Source organism: Paraburkholderia sp. MM5482-R2, assembly GCF_050436125.1.
GTDB lineage: Bacteria > Pseudomonadota > Gammaproteobacteria > Burkholderiales > Burkholderiaceae > Paraburkholderia > Paraburkholderia tuberum.
Window position 1 is genome coordinate 1,246,854 of record NZ_JBNDLP010000003.1, and the last position, 16,485, is coordinate 1,263,338.

The following is a 16,485-nucleotide window of genomic DNA, read 5'->3' on the forward strand; positions in this document are numbered from 1 at the left end:
AAAGTAGGACCGCCGCGCGTTCCGGCGGCGGTCACGGGGGGCAGATGATTGGTGCGATCCTGCGGCTGACCGGCGATTTGAAGGCTGTGCGGGCACTCGACGGCTGAGGGAAACTGAATCGCAACCACGCAGTGCTATCGGATGCCCACCTGTCGCGCGGTCGCATCGATCGCCGCTTTTGCCTTTGAGACGATTTCGTCGATTTCCGGCCGGCTGACCACGAGCGGCGGCGACAGCAACATCCGGTCGCCGCTCGCGCGCATGATCAGATTGCCGTTGAAGCAGAAGTCGCGGCACATCGTACCGACATCGCCGCCATTCGCGAAGCGCTTGCGCTCGAGCGGCTTCTCGGCGAGTTGCACGCCCGCCACGAGGCCCGCGCCGCTGATCTCGCCAACGATAGGATGACCGGCGAACGTCTCACGCAGTTTGTTCTGAAAGTACGGACCCGTATCCGCTTTGACGCGCTCCACGATCCTCTCGTCGCGCAGCAGTTTCAGATTCGCAAGCGCGACGGCCGCCGCGACCGGATGCCCGGAGTAGGTGAGGCCATGATTGAAGTCACCGTTGTCGATCAGTGCGCGGGCGACGCGATCATGTAGACCGACAGCCCCCATCGGCACGTAACCGCTCGTCAGTCCCTTCGCGAGCGTGATCAGGTCCGGCTCGAAGCCGAAGTGCTGATGCGCAAACCATTCGCCGGTTCGGCCGAAGCCGCCGATCACTTCGTCCGCGACGAGCAGCACGTCGTACTTGCGGCAAATGCGCTCGATTTCCGGCCAATACGTCTCAGCCGGAAAAATCACGCCGCCCGCTCCCTGGAAAGGCTCACCGATAAATGCGGCGACATTGTCCGCACCGAGTTCGAGAATCTTCGCTTCGAGCTGCCGCGCGCGAGCCAGTGCGAATTCTTCCGCCGTCTGATCGCTTGCCGCTTCGCCGAAGAAATAGGGCTGATCGATATGCACGATGTTCTCGACTTTCGATGGCATCTGCTCATGCATATAAGCCATGCCGCCGAGCGTGCCGCCCGCGATCGTCGACCCGTGATAAGCGTTTTTGCGCGCGATGACGAACTTCCTCGCGGGCTGTCGTTGCGCCGCCCAGTATTGATGGACGATGCGCAGCACGGTATCGTTGCCTTCCGAGCCGCTGTTGCAGTAGAAGAAGTGATTGAATGGCGCGGGCGTCAGTTCGGCGAGCAGGGCAGACAGTTCAATCACGGGCGGATGCGTCGTCTTGAAGAACGTGTTGTAGTACGGCAGTTCCCGCATCTGCCGGAATGCGGCGTCGGCCAGTTCCTGGCGGCCGTAGCCGACGTTCACGCACCACAGTCCCGCCATGCCGTCAATGATCTTGTTGCCCTCCGAGTCCCACAGGTACACCCCTTGCGCCTTGACGATCACGCGAGAACCCGCGCGATTGAGCGAGCCCATATCCGAGAACGGATGGATGTGATGCGCGGCATCGAGCGCGCGGTATTCGGCGGTGCTGCGAGATGTGGCTTGCGAGGTCGGCGCGTCTTTCGTGCCGCCATGCTGCGACGTTTCCTTTTGCGCATACATCACGTCTTCAGTCTTATAGCTCATACTGCCTCCGTCTTTTCAAGGTTCTCATTGACCGATTGGCCCGCAGCACTCAAACGTGCAGCAGCAAGTGCCGGCGTTCCCACGAACTGATTACGCGGAAAAACGCTTCGTATTCGGTCTCTTTCAACGCGAGATACGCGCGGACGAACTGCTCGCCGAGTACTTCGGCAATCGGCTCGCACGCGCTCATCGACGTCAAGCCTTCTTCGAGATTGCGCGGTAATTGATAGGGCAGGGCATAGCCGTCGCTCGCCAGCGGTTCGGTTGCGGCGAGCCGCTGCGTAATGCCCAGATAACCCGCCGCCAAGGTCGCGGCAATCGCCAGATACGGATTGCAATCGACACCCGGAATCCGGTTCTCGATGCGGCGCGCGACCGGCGCGGAATGCGGAACCCGGAAGCCGACCGTGCGATTGTCATAACCCCACGCGACATTGATCGGCGCGGCCATGAAACGCGACAGACGCCGGTACGAATTGATGTACGGCGCGAAGATCGGCATCAGCGCCGGCGTGTATTTCTGCAAGCCGGCGATATAGCCGGTGAACAGCGAGGTCGGCTCGCCGTCGGCGGCGGTGAAGAGGTTGCGGCCGGTTTCCATATCGACGAGGCTTTGATGCATGTGCATCGCCGAGCCCGGCTCACCTTCCATCGGCTTCGCCATGAAAGTCGCGTACATCTTGTGACGCAACGCCGCTTCGCGCACGGTGCGCTTGAAGAGAAACACACTGTCCGCGAGCTTGAGCGGATCGCCGTGCATGAAGTTGATTTCCATCTGCGCGGCGCCGACTTCGTGTATCAGCGTATCGACTTCGAGTTCCTGCACGTCGCAGTACTCGTAGATGTCTTCGAACAACGGGTCGAATTCGTTGACCGCTTCGATCGAATACGCCTGGCGTCCGGTTTCCGCGCGACCCGTACGTCCGACCGGCGGTTGCAACGGCAGATCGGGATCGCGGTTCATGTCGACCAGATAGAACTCGAGCTCCGGCGCGATCACCGGTTTCCAGCCGCGCGCCTTATATAGATCGAGCACGCGCCGCAACACACAGCGCGGCGAGATTTCGACCGGGGTGCCGTCGAAATGCACGCAATCGTGAATCACCTGCGCGGTCGGGTCGACTGCCCACGGAATCATCCGGATCGTGCTCGCGTCGGGTACGCACACCATGTCGGGATCGGTGACGCCGGTCAGCGAATCGCTTTGCGGATAGTCGCCGGTGACGGTCTGGATCATCACCGCCTGCGGCAGACGCATCGATTCGCCCGATTCGAACTTGCTGCGCGGAATGATCTTGCCGCGCGCGATGCCGGCCATGTCCGGAATAATTGCTTCGATTTCGGTGACATGATGCTTTTTCAGAAATTCGTCGATGTCATGCATGATTGTTCTCTCTGTTTTGGTCCGCGACCTGGGTCATGTGTGCAGGGTTTCGTGTATTCATGCGCGGGCGACACGCGTCGCCGAAGGTGCGAAATATCGCGCGGCGAGGTGGGAAAACGCCAAGGCGAGTCGATGCCAAAGCGAATCCGCGCAATAACGCGCAGCGCTTACCCGATTAGAAGCGGTTCGATTGAATCCGTCGCGATGCGCGGTGATCAGTCAGTGCCGCGCGGACGCAAGCAGCCAGCTCGCGAAAACGCGTGCAAACGGACGAATCGAGCAGCGAAAAGAGATGAAACGGGAGAGGCGCTACGGCAGCAGCGAAGCGACTTCGTCTGTGCGCACCGCGATGAACGCGCGCGCGGAGAGAACGTTGCGGCGTCGAACGGAACGACGCGACAGGACTGTGATGACGGACAGAAAGCGGCGAAACGCAAGGCTGCCGTTGCTGCCGTCGGCGCTGGCGCCGTCAGCGCAAGTACAACGCGCCTGACTGCGATTCCAATTCACCAAAGGGCCTCGGACTCTCACGATGACACTCGACTGGCGTAGTTGAGGGTATTGAACGGCCCGTTTCGAATCCACAGCGGATATTGAAGAAACAGGACACGGGTTGATCGAGAAGAAACGGTACTGGACGGTAGTAGCTCAATTCGCCGCGCCGCCCACGCGATCTACCAATAGCTAGGATATACGAGCTAAAAATGCCGTCAATTTATTTTTAGATTTTGGCAAAGTGGCATCGAGCGTGATGCCGCGTGTTTCGTCTACTGTTCATTCACTCCGCGAGACGTGCGCGCACCGTGTATTCGCCTTCGTTGCCCTTGTCTTCGAGCATGTGTGCCATCGCCCTATTGAAGTCGGTCGGCAGTGGCTCGACCGGATAGCCGCGCTTTTCCCACGCATCGAGACCGCCCTTCAGCGCGCGCACATGATGAATGTTCTTCCGATGCAATTGCCTGACGATGCGCTTCGCGGTCGCTTCGTTGGGACACACGCAATAGACGACGATCGGCCGCTTCAGGTATTCCGGATGAATCGGATCGGGCGACTCGAGATCGAGCGGCCGGGCGCCGGCAATGCGGTGCGATTCCTTTTCGCGCACGGTGCTCGGGCGCGCGTCGAGAATCAGCGGCGGTTCGTTCGACTTCATCATCGCGTCGAGCTGATCGGGCGTAATGCGCGTATGCGCGAGCCAGCGACGAAACTGCAAGCGGCGCAGCCAGCGATACACCAGAACCGCCGCGAAGATCACCGCGAACGTATCGAAGATCGTGCCGCCGTTGTGTCGCACGAGCAGCATCATTTGCACGATCTGGCCGTGCAGGGCGCCGCCGCCGATCACCCAGACGCTGGCCCACAGCGTGGCACCGACCATGTCCCACCACAGAAACACGCCGACGCCGATAGCGGTCGTCCCAAGCAGCGGCGCGGAAATCAGGCCGAGACCGGGCAGGAACTTCGCGACGGTTAGAATCGGTGCGCCATAGCGCTCATAGGTATTGCGCGCGACGCGTACCGTGGTGTCCAGCGACAGAGAGAAGCGCACGAGGTAATTGAGCAGACGGCGGCCGTACGCGCGTCCGGTGAAAAACCACAGCGAGTCGGCGATCAGCGTCGCACCGACCGCCGCGCAGATCATGTTGACGTACGAGGCTTCTCCCACCGCGGCCATCGTTCCAGCGAGAATCAGCATCGGCGCGGCCGGAATCGGCATGCCGAGCTGCGTGACGAGCACGCTCACGAAGACGGCCCACACGCCGGCAGACGGTGGAATAGCGACCGGGAAATGCCACACAACCGCGCTCCTGATAAGCCAATAAAAAAAGAATCGTCCGCGCCGAGGCCGATACATGCCACGAGCGACGCGAACGGCCGTGCGGGGGCACGCGCGCGCGTCGACGCGAAAGACGGATTTAAGCACAGGTGGCGAGTCGGCGTCGTGAAAGAACGCCGACGAAATCGCGCGCGACCGACGAATGGGCGCGGCGCACGACGCGGCGCGGCCTGCATGCGCCGCGCGGCAAGTGGATCAAACCGGCTTGAGAAGCATGATTTGCCTCGCTTCAGGCGAGGCGGTCCGGGAGGAGGCCCGTTGCCTCACGCATCCTCGGACGGATCATAGGGCACCACGCGCTCATGCTCGTCCGCGTGATTGCGCGCGACGATCGCGCGCGCCGCGGCGTTCGCGTCGAGATTGAACGGCTGATGCGGGACGCCCTGCGGAATGAACAGGAAGTCGCCCGGCTCGGTGATAACCGACTCGCGCAAACCCGGGCCGTAGCGCGTCTCGATCTTGCCTTCGAGCATATAGATCGCCGTCTCGTAGTCGGCGTGAAAGTGCGGCTCCGCATGGCCGCCAGGCGGGACCACGACCATGTACATCGACAGCCCGGTGCTGCCCGCGGTGCTCGCCGAAATGCCGACGAAATAGGGCAGCCGCTGCATCGTCGCCATTTCCCGTTCGGGTCGCACCTTGACCACCGGGGCCCGCGCGTCGTGCGTAACGTTTGACATGGTCGCTCCTTTCGTCGCCGCCGTGCCGGGCGGCTTCACGCATGCCGAACTGAAAGTCTAGACGATACGGGCGGCAATGTCGGACGTGATCGAGCGGACCTGGTGAAGCGCGGGCGAGCGCGAAATCGCGTTGCTACAATGGTCGGCATACCCCGACAGAGATCACGGAGACAGCACATGGCCACGCTTCAGCCCATCAGCCGCTACCCGGTGCCCGAGCCGAGCGAGTGGCCCGAAGACATCAGTGCCCGCATTCTCGAAGTGCAGGAGAAAGCGGGTTTCGTGCCGAACGTGTTTCTGACGCTCGCGCATCGGCCCGACGAATTCCGCGCGTTCTTCGCTTATCACGATGCGTTGATGCTGAAAGAGGGCGGTCTAACGAAAGGCGAGCGGGAGATGATCGTGGTCGCGACGAGCGCGGTCAACGATTGTCTTTACTGCGTGGTCGCCCACGGCGCGATTCTGCGCATCTACGAAAAAGCGCCGCTGCTCGCCGATCAGGTCGCGGTCAATCACCGCAAGGCCGACATCACGAACCGCCAGAAGGCGATGCTCGATTTCGCGCTGAAGGTGTGCCGCGCGTCGGGCACGGTCGACGAAGAAGACTTCCAGACACTGCGCGGCCACGGCTTCACCGATGAAGACATCTGGGACATCGCGGCAATCACCGCGTTTTTCGGGCTGTCGAACCGGATGGCCAACGTGATCTCGATGCGTCCGAACGACGAGTTCTATCTGATGGGGCGTGTGCCGAAAGCCGCGGCGGATGCACCGAAAAAGTAGCCTCGACTGGAATCGCTTCAGCATCTCTATCGGCAATTCGCGTCACGCCTGCGCGGGGCGAGATGAACGCCGCGCGGGCGTCATCACCACGGTGTCGTCGATCGGGAAATGCAGCAGTGCCGCGATCAATCCCGCCGCGACCGTCGCTACCCATAGCAGTGAGTACGAGCTCGTCAGATCGAACACGAGGCCACCGAGCCACGCGCCGAGAAACGAGCCGGGCGCGCGACTCATGCGGATCGCAAAGTCGAAGCCGTCGACCGGAAAGCCGACCTGGCGACGCGAGGTGTCCACGCTCACGACGACATGCGGCCAGCGCGCGCGAAAACCGGCGAGGCGCGGCAGCAGCCAGCGCGACGCGAAGGTCGGCGCGCAGCTGAGCGCGACCGGCCGATCCGCGCGATGATTGGGCAGACGTTGCGTGCCGATCGCGATCAGCGAAAACGCCTCCGAGACGTACGACAGATAATCTGCGCCAATCGCCGTTAGCGAGATGCCGCGCGGCTCGCGCACGAACAGTTCGACGCCGAGCGCTCCCTCGAGTCCGACGATGCCATGACTGATCGCGCTCGGCGTGACGTTCAGCTCGGCGGCGGCGAGCTTGAAACTTTGATGCCGGCCGGCCGCTTCGAAACAGCGAAGCGCAGGCAGGAGTGGCAGACGAAGCGGCATGTGCGTTCCCCAAGGCGCCGCGTCGTGCGTGGCGCGCGTGCCGGGTGGTGTTGGCGGGTGTAACGAGCTTGCTGTTTGGCGCAAGCATACCTTGCGCCGGCGCCTGGCGAGTGGGTGGTCAAACCGCCGGCAAAATCGCCGCAAAAAGCCCCCGCTGCAAAATCATGGCGAGGCCTGTCGATTTTCCGCGGCCTCGTTCGTCGTCCCTACAGGAAGGGCGGCAAAGCGACGATGCCCGCTCGTCTTCCGTCCGTTTTTCTGACGATTTCTCACAAGGAGATGACTGATGAACGACGCAAACACTTCGATGCATACGCTGAAACCGGCCCGCGAACTGGCCGACTTGCCCTCGCGCTTTCCCGGCGAGAGCCCCGAATATCGACGCGCGCGCAACGCGTTGCTCGCCGAGGAGATCGAGCTGCGCCGCCAGATCGAGCGTGTTGCCGCGCAGCGTCGCGCGCTGCCGGCGGGCGGTGTCGTGCCGGAGGATTACCGCTTCGACGGCGAAGCGGGCCCGGTCACGCTATCGCAGATGTTCGGCACACTGCACCCGTTAGTTGGCGGTGTATGGACACGCGCCTAACCCCTGCCGGGTAGGGGGTTGAGGGGAGTGCCGATATGTCCATGCGACACAACCACGATGGCTGATCCTTCGGGGGCAGTCAAGGAAGATGCGCATGGCAATCCGCATCGAGGCTCGATGGAGGATTGCGCAGATTGCGTCAGGGGCGAAGGGGACGGGGGAGGGCATGGTGCGCTCCAGCGGGTCCGGGAACGGGCCGCGGAACGGTGTAGAGGTGCCCCTTATCACCGGAAAGCATGCGCCGAGACGCAAGGCGCAATGTTAGGCACTGTGAAGCGCCGGGGCGATGTTCTGAAGGAAAGCCATGATGTGGTGCGCAAACGCACGCTCGACGATTCCTGGGACGCATTGGAACCTGGGGTAGTGAGGGATTCGGTATGCAGGCGCAACCACAATGAATTTCGCGTCATTAGAAAAGGGCGGCGCGCAACACGGAAGGGCGCCGCTCATGCGTTCCGCTAGCTGGAATACCTCACCCAATACGCACGCTTATTTTGGAAGCTTCCCGCTTGCCCTAGCGCGCTGGCGTCTGGGCTCAAGTCCAGATTTCTTTTTCGTGTGGGCGTTCGCGATATGTTGCTCGACAGCAGCAACCAGTTCGCTGGCCGCACAATCAAGTGCCCTAGCCAGAGTAAGCAGCATTGCAAGTGTTGGTTGAGCGCGGCCCAATTCCAGCTTGCTTACATATACCCGTTGAATCTCAGCCTCAAATGCCAACTGTTCCTGAGTCAGGTTTGCCTCAAGCCGGCGTGCACGCAGCACAGTTCCGAAGGCTTCCGCTGCTTCCAAATTTGCTCCCGTGAAATGGGAGCACTGTCCTTTTACCGCTATAATTTGTCTTCATACTGCAGTATGAATTATCGTGTCATCACCACTTCTTTGAGCGTGGCGATAGCGGCTTCGGCGGCGTCTCAGCGCAGAAGTTGAAAGCGGCATTCTGCGAACCCACGGCCGCCGGGCTGTTTTCAAAAGCGGCGGTAGATGGCCTGTAGAGATAGGAATCTAGACTTATGTTTTTGACTTCTGACCAGAACCGTCTGCCGGCATGGCCCGGAATGGCGTTGTGGGCCGTTGCCGAGATGGCGGGTTGTGGTGATGTGCTCATCCTGCAATTTGCCGCCAGCAAACGCGACCTGCCCCGGGTTGTCATGGTGGAATTCGCGTCGGGTGCCGCGAAGACGCTGCTACAACTGACGGCAGACGGCCAGACCGTGCGGGGCGCGGCAGTGCTGAGCGTGAAGCCGCACAAGGACTCGGCACAATGGAGTCTGCAGCCGCTGAGCGAAATTCACATCGGCGCAACCGCAGCCTATGACGAGGACCATCCGCTGGTGTCGTTCGCGCGATTCACGACAGCAGCGGGCGAGGAATTCTCGATGCCTGTCGGTATCGCCGAGAAACACTCCCTCGGAAAGCGCATTTACCCGTCCACGCCGGCGCGTTCGTCGAAGGCTGGCCGCCGCAAACCGACGGTTGATGTCGCAGGTATGAGTTGACGGCATGCGTATCCAGATCGCCTCGGATCTGCATCTGGAGATCGTGCACCAGAGTTTTCCGGGCTTCAACCCGGTCGTGCGGTCCAATGCGGACGTGCTGGTGCTCGCGGGGGACATCGCGAAAGGGGCCGATGCGGTTGAGCCGTTTGCGCGCTGGCCGGTGCCCGTCATCTACGTGCATGGCAACCATGAAGCGTATGGCACGGAGTACGATACGCTGGCCACCTCCATCCGTATGCGCGCGGCCGGTACTGCGGTTCATTACCTTGAGCGCGACACGTTGGTCATGGGTGATGTGCGGTTTCTCGGTTGTTGCCTCTGGACAGACTATGCGCTCAGTGGCGTGCGCGACCGGAATATGGCGCTGGCCGGGCGGATGCTGCATGACCATCGTGTGATCCGCGTCGGCGACGGCACACGTTTTCGGCCGGAGCACGCGCTGGCGGAGCACGAAAAGACAGTGAAGTGGTTGCGGACCGAGCTGGCAAAGCCCTTCGACGGGCGCACGGTCGTCGTGACCCATCACGGCGTTGCTCCGCCGTCGGTGCATCCGCGCTATGCGAACGACCCGGTCAACGCTGCATTCGTGAGTGACCTGCGACCTGTGCTCGAGCTGGCCGACGTGTGGATTCACGGTCACGTGCATGACTCGTTCGATTATCGGGTTGGCCAGTCGCGGGTGATTGCCAACCCGCGCGGCTATGCGACGAACCGTCTGATGGCGGGTGCGCCGACCGACCTGAAATGGGAAAACCCGGCGTTTGATCCGGCGCTGATGATCGAGTTGTGAGCATGTGCCGTGGCGCGCTGAGGCGGCGCAAACGTTCTGGCCATGCGCATGGGCGCTGCCGCGAGGAGATCGCCTGCAAAAAAATGGTTGACCCCCAGGACGACGGACTCGAGGGAGCAGCTCGACATGGAGCGCGCCTGACTAGGGCGAACCGGCGAAAAAGACGGCGACAGTCATTGCCGCCTGACGAGAGCAGCGCACAGTTACGGGCGCGCCTGAAGGCCTTTGCGCTCGCCACGCGTAAAACAGGAACAGCGATGACTACAGCCCTCCACAGTCTTCAGGTTCAGCGAGAAGACACGATCCTGAAGATACTGGCCGAGGGCGAGTGGATCGGGGCAGACACCGTTCCCGCGGACGTAGCCGGATGGCAGCAACGCGGCTGGATCTTTGGCGTGGAAGCTGAAGGTCAGCGGTACTTTGCCCGATACCAGTTCGATGATCGTGATCAGCCGCTGCCGGTCATCCGGGAAATTCTGGCAGAGCTCGGAGCCGCCACGGACCCGTGGACAATTGCCGCCTGGTTTCACTTTCCCAACGGCTGGATTGTGGAGGAGGGTGGTACTGCCCCGATCGCGCCCAAGGATGCGCTTGATCACCACGTTGCGGTCGTTGATGCCGCACGCCGGTTCCGAGGAACATTCGGAGCATAACGTCCAGTGACGTGATCATCTTCTTACCGGGTCAATCCCTCTCCGGACACGTCGACTGATTCTTGCAAAGGAAACCCGTCATGGGCACCAAAGACACTATCCGGTTTCAGGACAAGACCGGCGATCTGCCAGGTTGGACGCCTTACACCGAAATGTTCGGGAAGGAAGACACCGTCTATCTGGAGCTCGAAAGCGTGCAGGCCGATGCGACCATGATCAACAGTGTATGGGGACATCCCTCCGGCACTGTCGTGCTGCGTATGCCGACGGCTACGGCACGGCAGTTGGGGCTGGTTCCACAAGAGTGGACAAGGGATGCGTCGCGATTCAGGGAGTAGGGCATGCTCGAATTCCGGGAGAAAGGGGTGCACGAGGTCTCGGGGTGCACGTGCGATCGCTCCGGACGACGCATGACCCCGGATGAGGCCGACTGGGGTTGGCATGAGCGGGTTTCGATTGCCGACTATGTGGATTTCATTCTATTTTCGGCGATGGCTGCGCAATCAGTATCGACCTGTGCCAGCACTGTGTGCGGGACACTATGGGTGAATGGTTGCGGATCTCATCAACAGGCATCTACGACCTCGAACCATCCCCGGATTCAGATCCCGCTGAGTTCGCTGCGAGGCATCCTCCGGCATGATGCTGATGATGCGCTGTCTGCTGAGCAGGTGAATGCTGCGATCGCCAACGACGCGACTGTCCCGATGACGCGTGACCTATCTTTAGATACTGGCCAGACGGACCTCAGTGATATCGACCGGATCGTGATGAAACTGGACGCAACACGTGCCGCGGCGTCGTTGATTCTAAACGGGCTGGAAAACCTTGGTAGTGCGACCCCACAGGATGCCAGAGCAGGGCTGACGCGTCAGGTGCGCCAGCAAATAAACGAGCTGGAACATAGTGCCCTGCAGGGACTCGTCGATGCTTCGCCCGTCCGGCTGTTGCCGCATTCGCACGCCGGAATGGGGGCGAAGGCAATTGCGGCCGTGCTTGAGGAAACGATGTGGCTGACCGCTCCAACGGTCTGCAGGCGGCAGACTCTGGGGGCCACGAATCTGTTAGCCGTGACCAATCTGTTGATGTTCATCCCGAGAACGAGCCGGGTCGCGCCGGCGGCCGCGGTGCATATGGCTGTCCGGGCGACTGCGGATCTGCACGCCTGCTGCACCCGATGAAAGGTCAACAGAAGGAGAAGCGGATGCTTCGAATCACCATTGAGTTGCTGCCCGGTGGGCAGGAGGAGGGGAAGCGTGTCATCGCGACGGCGGATATCGCACGGGCGAGTGACGGGCCAACCGGCGCACTCGGCGATTACAGGGTCACCCTGAGCGACGCAATACTCGGCGAGGTTGGCGAACCGACGGTCGTGCGCCGCTATCCGAGATGGGCGAGCAGCGTATGGGATCTCGTTGCCCGCTGTCTTGCCACCGCGCTGAATCAGGGGCGCGAAGCGTTGCCGCCGCGACCTGCACGGCCGGAGGTAACGGTTCGCACGAACGATGCGGGCTACCGTTACGTGCGTCTGGATGAAATTCCCGAGCCGACCAGAACGTTCTTCGATCGGAAGCTGGCCGGCTCGGGCATTCCGGATCACGGCTGCGCTTTCGCGCACGACTGGTTTGATTTCATCAACGGTCAACGCTGAGGCGAGGAAACATGTTTTACGTGGCAAGCAGGAGAGAGCTGCGTGCGACCTGAATCGCCACTGAAAATCCAGGGCGAACCGATCCCCACCGCCCATAGTCCGGCCCGCCGCTGCCACCCCTGTCGTGCGAACCGTTCATGCAGCGTCCGCGAGCGTCGGGTCGTTGTCGTCTGATTGCCGTAAGCAGGGTCCCGGCCCACCTCCGGGCAATAGAAAGGAATCTTTCGATGCTGATGACAATTACAGCATGGGCCGATCCCACCCGACCGCCCCTGGCTGGGTCGCAACCGGCGTGGAAGTATGTTGCCTGGACCTGTGGGACGGTGAACTTCTGGGTGATCCGATCGGATGACGACGCGCCCGACGCAGCCGACGCGCCGGAGGCTGGCCGGTCGCCGGCCCCGAGGCCCTGCACGATGCCGCCAGCGAATTCGAACCGGGTACCATTGCCATCTATGTGCTTGACCGCGTCGGCACGCAGAGTGCGCGGCTGAGCGCGTCACGGGGCTGTGGCGGGAAGTCGGTGCGCCGGATGATGCATCGTGCTTCTGGTACGCCAACGACAGCGGCGAACTCAAACCCTGCACGCCTTCGCAGCTGCTGCCACGCGCAAGGCTTGAGCTGGCCGTCAGGCTGGTGGCGCAGCCGCAACTCCGTGCTGCCTGTGCCGGAGGTTCGGGCTGGCGTGCAGCCCGCGCGGATCGACCGGACGTGCCCGGGGCCGTCTACAACACTAACCATGGACGAATTTCCCGACCCGACAGGACCTTTCCGACCGGAAACTGGCCGGTTCGGGCATTCCCGATCAAGGGTGCGCTTACGCGCAAGACTGGTTCGACTTTCTCAACGGTCATCGCTGATGCCAGGATGCAAGTGTCAGCTCGATCTGATGGGCACATGTCCGAACGCGCGACCGCCGCGTGGCAGAAAAAGGCTTATGTCATTGACGACGCGGATTGCGTCCAGTATCTGAAGCGACTGCCCGTGACACGTGGCGCGTCGGCTAAACGCTCGCAAAAGGAACAGCGATTTATGAGCAGCAAGGACCACATCCGGTATCAGGCGAAAGAGGGCGGTCAGCCCGGCTGGGATCTTTACGCCGAGATTTTTGAGCCCGAGGACGTCGTGTATCTGGAACTTGACGGTGTAGCCGCCGAAGTCACGATGCTCGGGAACCTGGAGCGCGGACCGGGCACGGTGCTGTTGCGCCTGCCGGTCGCCACCGCGAAGCAGCTCGGTCTCGTGCCTCCGGGGTGGAAAAAGTCGGGCTGGGAAAGGGAGTAGGTCATGCGCGAATACCGTGACAGGATGGTGCAGGAGATCGCCGCCTGCACATGCGACCGCTGCAGCCAGCGCATGTCACCCGATGATGACCAGGGGGAGTGGTATGAAAAAGTGTCGCTCGACTGGCGCGGCGGCTTTGGCTCGGTTTTTGGCGACGGTGCCCATCTGAGCATTGATCTTTGTCAGCAGTGTCTCCGCGATACGCTCGGGTCATGGCTGCGGGTCGATCCGCCGTCCGCAACGGATCACGTGATTGAAGCCTTGAAGGGCGTCGTTTCCCGACCCGACGTGCGGGTAACTGTGGACCAGATGAATCCACTGCTGTTCGGCGAGCAGGACGAGTCCCGTGGCACGTTACTCCTTGCGACACGTCTCGCGAAAATAGTCGCGCAGGCGATAGCCGTCTTCCGGGAGCAGGATAAGGCGATCCGGTGGCTGGTCATGCCGCACAAGCAGTTTGCCGGCCGAACTGCGCTCGAAATGGCGAAGACCGAGGATGACGCACGGCTGGTTGAGGAAGCGCTGGTGCGGATTGACGAAGGGTACGGATAGCAAAAGGCCGGACCTTGGGGGCGCGACTGAAGAACTTGTTGCCCGATTGCGCATCCGCACATCGCCTAAAGCCGGCGATCATCCGATGCGATAACTTGTATGTTGTCGCTGGGCATCCCCTTGAGCAAGCCTTTTCGCCGCGCAGTTTCGGACGCAACCGGAAAAACGGTCTTTAGCCCCCACATCCGGCTGACCGGTGCGCTCGGGTTGCGCTCACTGAGCTATCAAGCCACGAAGCGGCCGGTGGCATCGTGCGAGCCTGCGAATGGCTGATCAAGGTTCCGTTGCTGAACGCGTACAGTCGGCCAATAGTTGCCGTTCGCGCAACGCTGAAAGCCGTCGTTCCAATGGCTGGTTCACTTCGGAACTTGCCGGATGCGCTATGAAGCAATTCGGCCAAAGCCGCCGCTCATTCCTCGCCGCTCGTGAGGCAGCTTCAGGTTGCTCTTCTGCCGTTCGTTTCGCACCGACCTCGAACGCGACATTTAGAGCGAGCGAATGCGAACTCTCGACCCGTTTCCGTCATTCCACTGTCTGTGATGGCAACGTCCGTTCTCAAAAGCGTGGCCGCCATTCGTCTGCGCCTGGATGGCTGCCGCTTGTCGGTCGATACGGTCATTGGCCGAGCCAAGCCAACTTCGTCGGGTTACGAACGGCCGGCCGAATTATCGATAGTGCGCGGATGATCGCTTTACGTTCGTAGACGTCAATCCATTGTTAATTAGAAAGTCCTTAACCACTTTGTCGTTCGATCGATTTTTCGGCCCGAGAATTACCTCCGTAACAAGGCCAGACCAATCATCGATATCGAATTCCACCTCGATGAAATCGCGGATCTCGCTCCTCGCGCCGAAGAATCCGCGCTGAAACTTCACCTTACCTAATGATTGTGAAAGCTCTTCTATATTAAGTGGAGTGAAAATAACGCGGAACTCACTTTCTTCGCGATATGCCTTGCGTTTGACTGACCAGCGTACTTTTGCGAGAGTCTGGAGCACGTTATCGTTGGGGGAATCGCTGTGCGTGAAAATAGTCTCAAATGCTTTCCCCAGCTCCGAATCTCCACGGATATCATTCAATTCATCCGCGTAGATGATATCTCGGACGACCATTTGAGATTGACCTTTTAAAATCTGGTGCAGCCGGTCGCGACTAAAGCCGATGGATAAACCCATGCCATCGTTGGCGTACCCGCGCCATTGGCTCAGTAGATCGCCTTCGGTTGAAAAGCATGCCACATAGAAATGATTTTGATCCAACAATTGCATGACCGCGTTCACTCGCGCTTCGCTTATCCCCTTAGAGCCCGCATACAAACGAAGGAGGTCGCCAAAATCCTCGCCTTCCCGCGGATCGTTCAAGTGCCACCGCGCAGAAAGTCTGATTTTCCGATGTTGAAGAATGCTAACGCAAACCGCCGGGTCAGTGTAGTGATATAGGGTTGACGACATCTAATTTCCTGATATTAATAGAATGATCACATTAACTGGAAGTTGCGAAAGAGCGTATGCTGTAGCTAGCTTAATCGCTGACCCACTGCCGCTAAGTTAGCCCAGTTCGTTCAGGCGACGCTATTGCCGGACCAGGCGATCTGGGTCACATTGTTGCTGTCGCCTGGCACGGTTGCAGTCTGGCCGATTGCGCTCAGAGCCAATTTATCTTTTTCTTGGTCGACGGATAAAGGAGGGAAGCAAGCGTGTTCTGCGACGAGTTGACGGAGCTATGCGGTGGCGTTGGGATTTGTCCCCCCGCGAGCAGCATTAGCGCTGTCATCGAATTGTTTGGTGCTACAGTTTTCTTGTTGTCCAGCCAATCTTGCATGCCCTTGTTGATCACGTCACCCTGATAGTGTTTCATTCGGATAGGCAGGAATGGTTCGTAAACGGGCGATAAGAGGCTTTGGGAGTAAGCATCCAGATTTTGGTAGACGACCGTTGCCACTTGGACCGACAACTGACCGTTCTTGTTGCCTTGGTGACAAAGGTTCGATGCGTCGTTTACTACGTTACCCATCCAGACGACGTCGTTCAATCCCGAGCCGGTGTATCCCGATTTCAGCATCAGCGCGCGCCCGTACGATATGCCAATACCGCATTTAATCGGCGTGTACCCCCTATTTTCGAGTCGCCAATTAAGATGATTAATTAAGGAATTGAGAGACGCCGCAGCGACCAATGCCTCTAGAATATCCACCTTGCCCGGTGTGTCAAAGATTCCGCTGACACAATCCCCCGCAATGAAAATTTCCTTGCACTGCCGGTATGTATTTAACAGAGCTATGCACTCACTGATGTAGGCGCGATAAATCTTTCCCAGAACCGGTGTGGTATGCATGGAAGTAAGATTCGAGCTTCCACGAATATCAATGAAAACAGCCGTGCAATTAACGTAGAAGCCGTTCGTGTAGGTAAGGCGTGCACGGTCAGGGATGTAGTCCAGTTCCTCATACGCACCCGCCGGCGCGTCGAGAATGTCACGTAAGCGGTCGTCACTGTCGTCAGATGTGTAGTTGCGCCAGTTGCTTTCCATCT

At 60.3% G+C, this 16,485-nt stretch carries 17 protein-coding genes and 2 pseudogenes; 10 read left to right on the plus strand and 9 right to left on the minus strand.

Features of this window, described 5'->3' with window-relative positions; genetic code table 11:
* Window positions 1-134: 134 nt before the first annotated feature.
* The 5 genes from OKW37_RS27905 to OKW37_RS27925 all read right to left on the minus strand — a co-directional run bounded on the left by OKW37_RS27905 (window position 135) and on the right by OKW37_RS27925 (window position 5,490).
* Entirely contained in the window at window positions 135-1,589 is a 1,455-nt protein-coding gene (locus OKW37_RS27905; protein WP_429402827.1) for an aspartate aminotransferase family protein, read from the minus strand.
* 49 nt (window positions 1,590-1,638) lie between these two features.
* Window positions 1,639-2,973, minus strand: coding sequence for a glutamine synthetase family protein (locus OKW37_RS27910; protein WP_187610714.1), 1,335 nt, complete (start codon window positions 2,971-2,973; stop codon window positions 1,639-1,641).
* 309 nt (window positions 2,974-3,282) lie between these two features.
* The gene (locus tag OKW37_RS27915) at window positions 3,283-3,504 is read right to left on the minus strand and encodes a hypothetical protein (protein WP_026226309.1); all 222 of its coding nucleotides are present in this window, start codon (window positions 3,502-3,504) and stop codon (window positions 3,283-3,285) included.
* Between the two features lie 247 nt (window positions 3,505-3,751).
* Entirely contained in the window at window positions 3,752-4,771 is a 1,020-nt protein-coding gene (locus OKW37_RS27920; RefSeq protein WP_429402828.1) for a rhodanese-like domain-containing protein, read from the minus strand.
* Window positions 4,772-5,073: 302 nt separating this feature from the next.
* Window positions 5,074-5,490 carry a cupin domain-containing protein gene (locus OKW37_RS27925; RefSeq protein ID WP_429353309.1) on the minus strand — a complete coding sequence of 139 codons (417 nt, stop codon included), beginning with the start codon at window positions 5,488-5,490 and terminating at the stop codon, window positions 5,074-5,076.
* 177 nt (window positions 5,491-5,667) lie between these two features.
* Here OKW37_RS27925 and OKW37_RS27930 point away from each other — a divergent pair, with 177 nt between their 5' ends.
* A complete protein-coding gene (locus OKW37_RS27930; RefSeq protein ID WP_184064685.1) occupies window positions 5,668-6,273 on the plus strand; it encodes a peroxidase-related enzyme in 606 nt (201 codons plus the stop codon).
* 219 nt (window positions 6,274-6,492) lie between these two features.
* Here the strand turns inward: OKW37_RS27930 and OKW37_RS27935 are convergent.
* Window positions 6,493-6,945: pseudogene (locus OKW37_RS27935) on the minus strand (LysR family transcriptional regulator); the annotation flags it as partial.
* Window positions 6,946-7,231: 286 nt separating this feature from the next.
* Between OKW37_RS27935 and OKW37_RS27940 the strand changes: the two are divergent.
* A pseudogene (locus OKW37_RS27940) lies at window positions 7,232-7,516 on the plus strand (DUF899 family protein); the annotation flags it as partial.
* Window positions 7,517-8,017: 501 nt separating this feature from the next.
* On the opposite strand, the gene OKW37_RS27945 reads toward OKW37_RS27940, so the two are convergent.
* Window positions 8,018-8,317 (minus strand): helix-turn-helix domain-containing protein, encoded by a 300-nt coding sequence (locus OKW37_RS27945; RefSeq protein ID WP_429402829.1) that lies wholly within the window; start codon window positions 8,315-8,317, stop codon window positions 8,018-8,020.
* Between the two features lie 266 nt (window positions 8,318-8,583).
* On the opposite strand from OKW37_RS27945, the gene OKW37_RS27950 reads away from it, so the two are divergent.
* The 8 genes from OKW37_RS27950 to OKW37_RS27985 all read left to right on the plus strand — a co-directional run bounded on the left by OKW37_RS27950 (window position 8,584) and on the right by OKW37_RS27985 (window position 13,954).
* Complete coding sequence (locus tag OKW37_RS27950; RefSeq protein ID WP_429402830.1) at window positions 8,584-9,024, plus strand: hypothetical protein; 441 nt, start codon at window positions 8,584-8,586, stop codon at window positions 9,022-9,024.
* Window positions 9,025-9,028: 4 nt separating this feature from the next.
* Complete coding sequence (locus tag OKW37_RS27955; RefSeq protein WP_429402831.1) at window positions 9,029-9,814, plus strand: metallophosphoesterase; 786 nt, start codon at window positions 9,029-9,031, stop codon at window positions 9,812-9,814.
* A gap of 257 nt (window positions 9,815-10,071) precedes the next feature.
* A complete protein-coding gene (locus OKW37_RS27960; RefSeq protein WP_429402832.1) occupies window positions 10,072-10,467 on the plus strand; it encodes a hypothetical protein in 396 nt (131 codons plus the stop codon).
* A gap of 80 nt (window positions 10,468-10,547) precedes the next feature.
* Entirely contained in the window at window positions 10,548-10,805 is a 258-nt protein-coding gene (locus OKW37_RS27965) for a hypothetical protein (protein ID WP_429402833.1), read from the plus strand.
* A gap of 3 nt (window positions 10,806-10,808) precedes the next feature.
* Complete coding sequence (locus tag OKW37_RS27970; RefSeq protein ID WP_429402834.1) at window positions 10,809-11,648, plus strand: hypothetical protein; 840 nt, start codon at window positions 10,809-10,811, stop codon at window positions 11,646-11,648.
* Window positions 11,649-11,671: 23 nt separating this feature from the next.
* Complete coding sequence (locus tag OKW37_RS27975; protein ID WP_429402835.1) at window positions 11,672-12,118, plus strand: hypothetical protein; 447 nt, start codon at window positions 11,672-11,674, stop codon at window positions 12,116-12,118.
* An 897-nt stretch (window positions 12,119-13,015) separates the two neighbouring features.
* Complete coding sequence (locus tag OKW37_RS27980; RefSeq protein ID WP_429402836.1) at window positions 13,016-13,402, plus strand: hypothetical protein; 387 nt, start codon at window positions 13,016-13,018, stop codon at window positions 13,400-13,402.
* A gap of 3 nt (window positions 13,403-13,405) precedes the next feature.
* The gene (locus OKW37_RS27985; protein ID WP_429402837.1) at window positions 13,406-13,954 is read left to right on the plus strand and encodes an antitoxin Xre/MbcA/ParS toxin-binding domain-containing protein; all 549 of its coding nucleotides are present in this window, start codon (window positions 13,406-13,408) and stop codon (window positions 13,952-13,954) included.
* 665 nt (window positions 13,955-14,619) lie between these two features.
* Here OKW37_RS27985 and OKW37_RS27990 read toward each other — a convergent pair.
* The gene (locus OKW37_RS27990; protein ID WP_429402838.1) at window positions 14,620-15,405 is read right to left on the minus strand and encodes a DUF2971 domain-containing protein; all 786 of its coding nucleotides are present in this window, start codon (window positions 15,403-15,405) and stop codon (window positions 14,620-14,622) included.
* Window positions 15,406-15,598: 193 nt separating this feature from the next.
* On the minus strand, window positions 15,599-16,483 hold the full coding sequence (locus OKW37_RS27995) for an adenylate/guanylate cyclase domain-containing protein (RefSeq protein ID WP_429402839.1): 885 nt from the start codon (window positions 16,481-16,483) through the stop codon (window positions 15,599-15,601).
* Window positions 16,484-16,485: the final 2 nt, after the last annotated feature.

Coding starts and splice junctions, on each gene's coding strand:
- OKW37_RS27995 (WP_429402839.1), bottom strand. CDS start 16,483: ATGGAAAGCAACTGGCGCAACTACACATCTGACGACAGTGACGACCGC.
- OKW37_RS27975 (WP_429402835.1), top strand. CDS start 11,672: ATGCTTCGAATCACCATTGAGTTGCTGCCCGGTGGGCAGGAGGAGGGG.
- OKW37_RS27905 (WP_429402827.1), bottom strand. CDS start 1,589: ATGAGCTATAAGACTGAAGACGTGATGTATGCGCAAAAGGAAACGTCG.
- OKW37_RS27990 (WP_429402838.1), bottom strand. CDS start 15,405: ATGTCGTCAACCCTATATCACTACACTGACCCGGCGGTTTGCGTTAGC.
- OKW37_RS27910 (WP_187610714.1), bottom strand. CDS start 2,973: ATGCATGACATCGACGAATTTCTGAAAAAGCATCATGTCACCGAAATC.
- OKW37_RS27950 (WP_429402830.1), top strand. CDS start 8,584: ATGGCGTTGTGGGCCGTTGCCGAGATGGCGGGTTGTGGTGATGTGCTC.
- OKW37_RS27955 (WP_429402831.1), top strand. CDS start 9,029: ATGCGTATCCAGATCGCCTCGGATCTGCATCTGGAGATCGTGCACCAG.
- OKW37_RS27930 (WP_184064685.1), top strand. CDS start 5,668: ATGGCCACGCTTCAGCCCATCAGCCGCTACCCGGTGCCCGAGCCGAGC.
- OKW37_RS27980 (WP_429402836.1), top strand. CDS start 13,016: ATGTCCGAACGCGCGACCGCCGCGTGGCAGAAAAAGGCTTATGTCATT.
- OKW37_RS27985 (WP_429402837.1), top strand. CDS start 13,406: ATGCGCGAATACCGTGACAGGATGGTGCAGGAGATCGCCGCCTGCACA.
- OKW37_RS27960 (WP_429402832.1), top strand. CDS start 10,072: ATGACTACAGCCCTCCACAGTCTTCAGGTTCAGCGAGAAGACACGATC.
- OKW37_RS27965 (WP_429402833.1), top strand. CDS start 10,548: ATGGGCACCAAAGACACTATCCGGTTTCAGGACAAGACCGGCGATCTG.
- OKW37_RS27970 (WP_429402834.1), top strand. CDS start 10,809: ATGCTCGAATTCCGGGAGAAAGGGGTGCACGAGGTCTCGGGGTGCACG.
- OKW37_RS27925 (WP_429353309.1), bottom strand. CDS start 5,490: ATGTCAAACGTTACGCACGACGCGCGGGCCCCGGTGGTCAAGGTGCGA.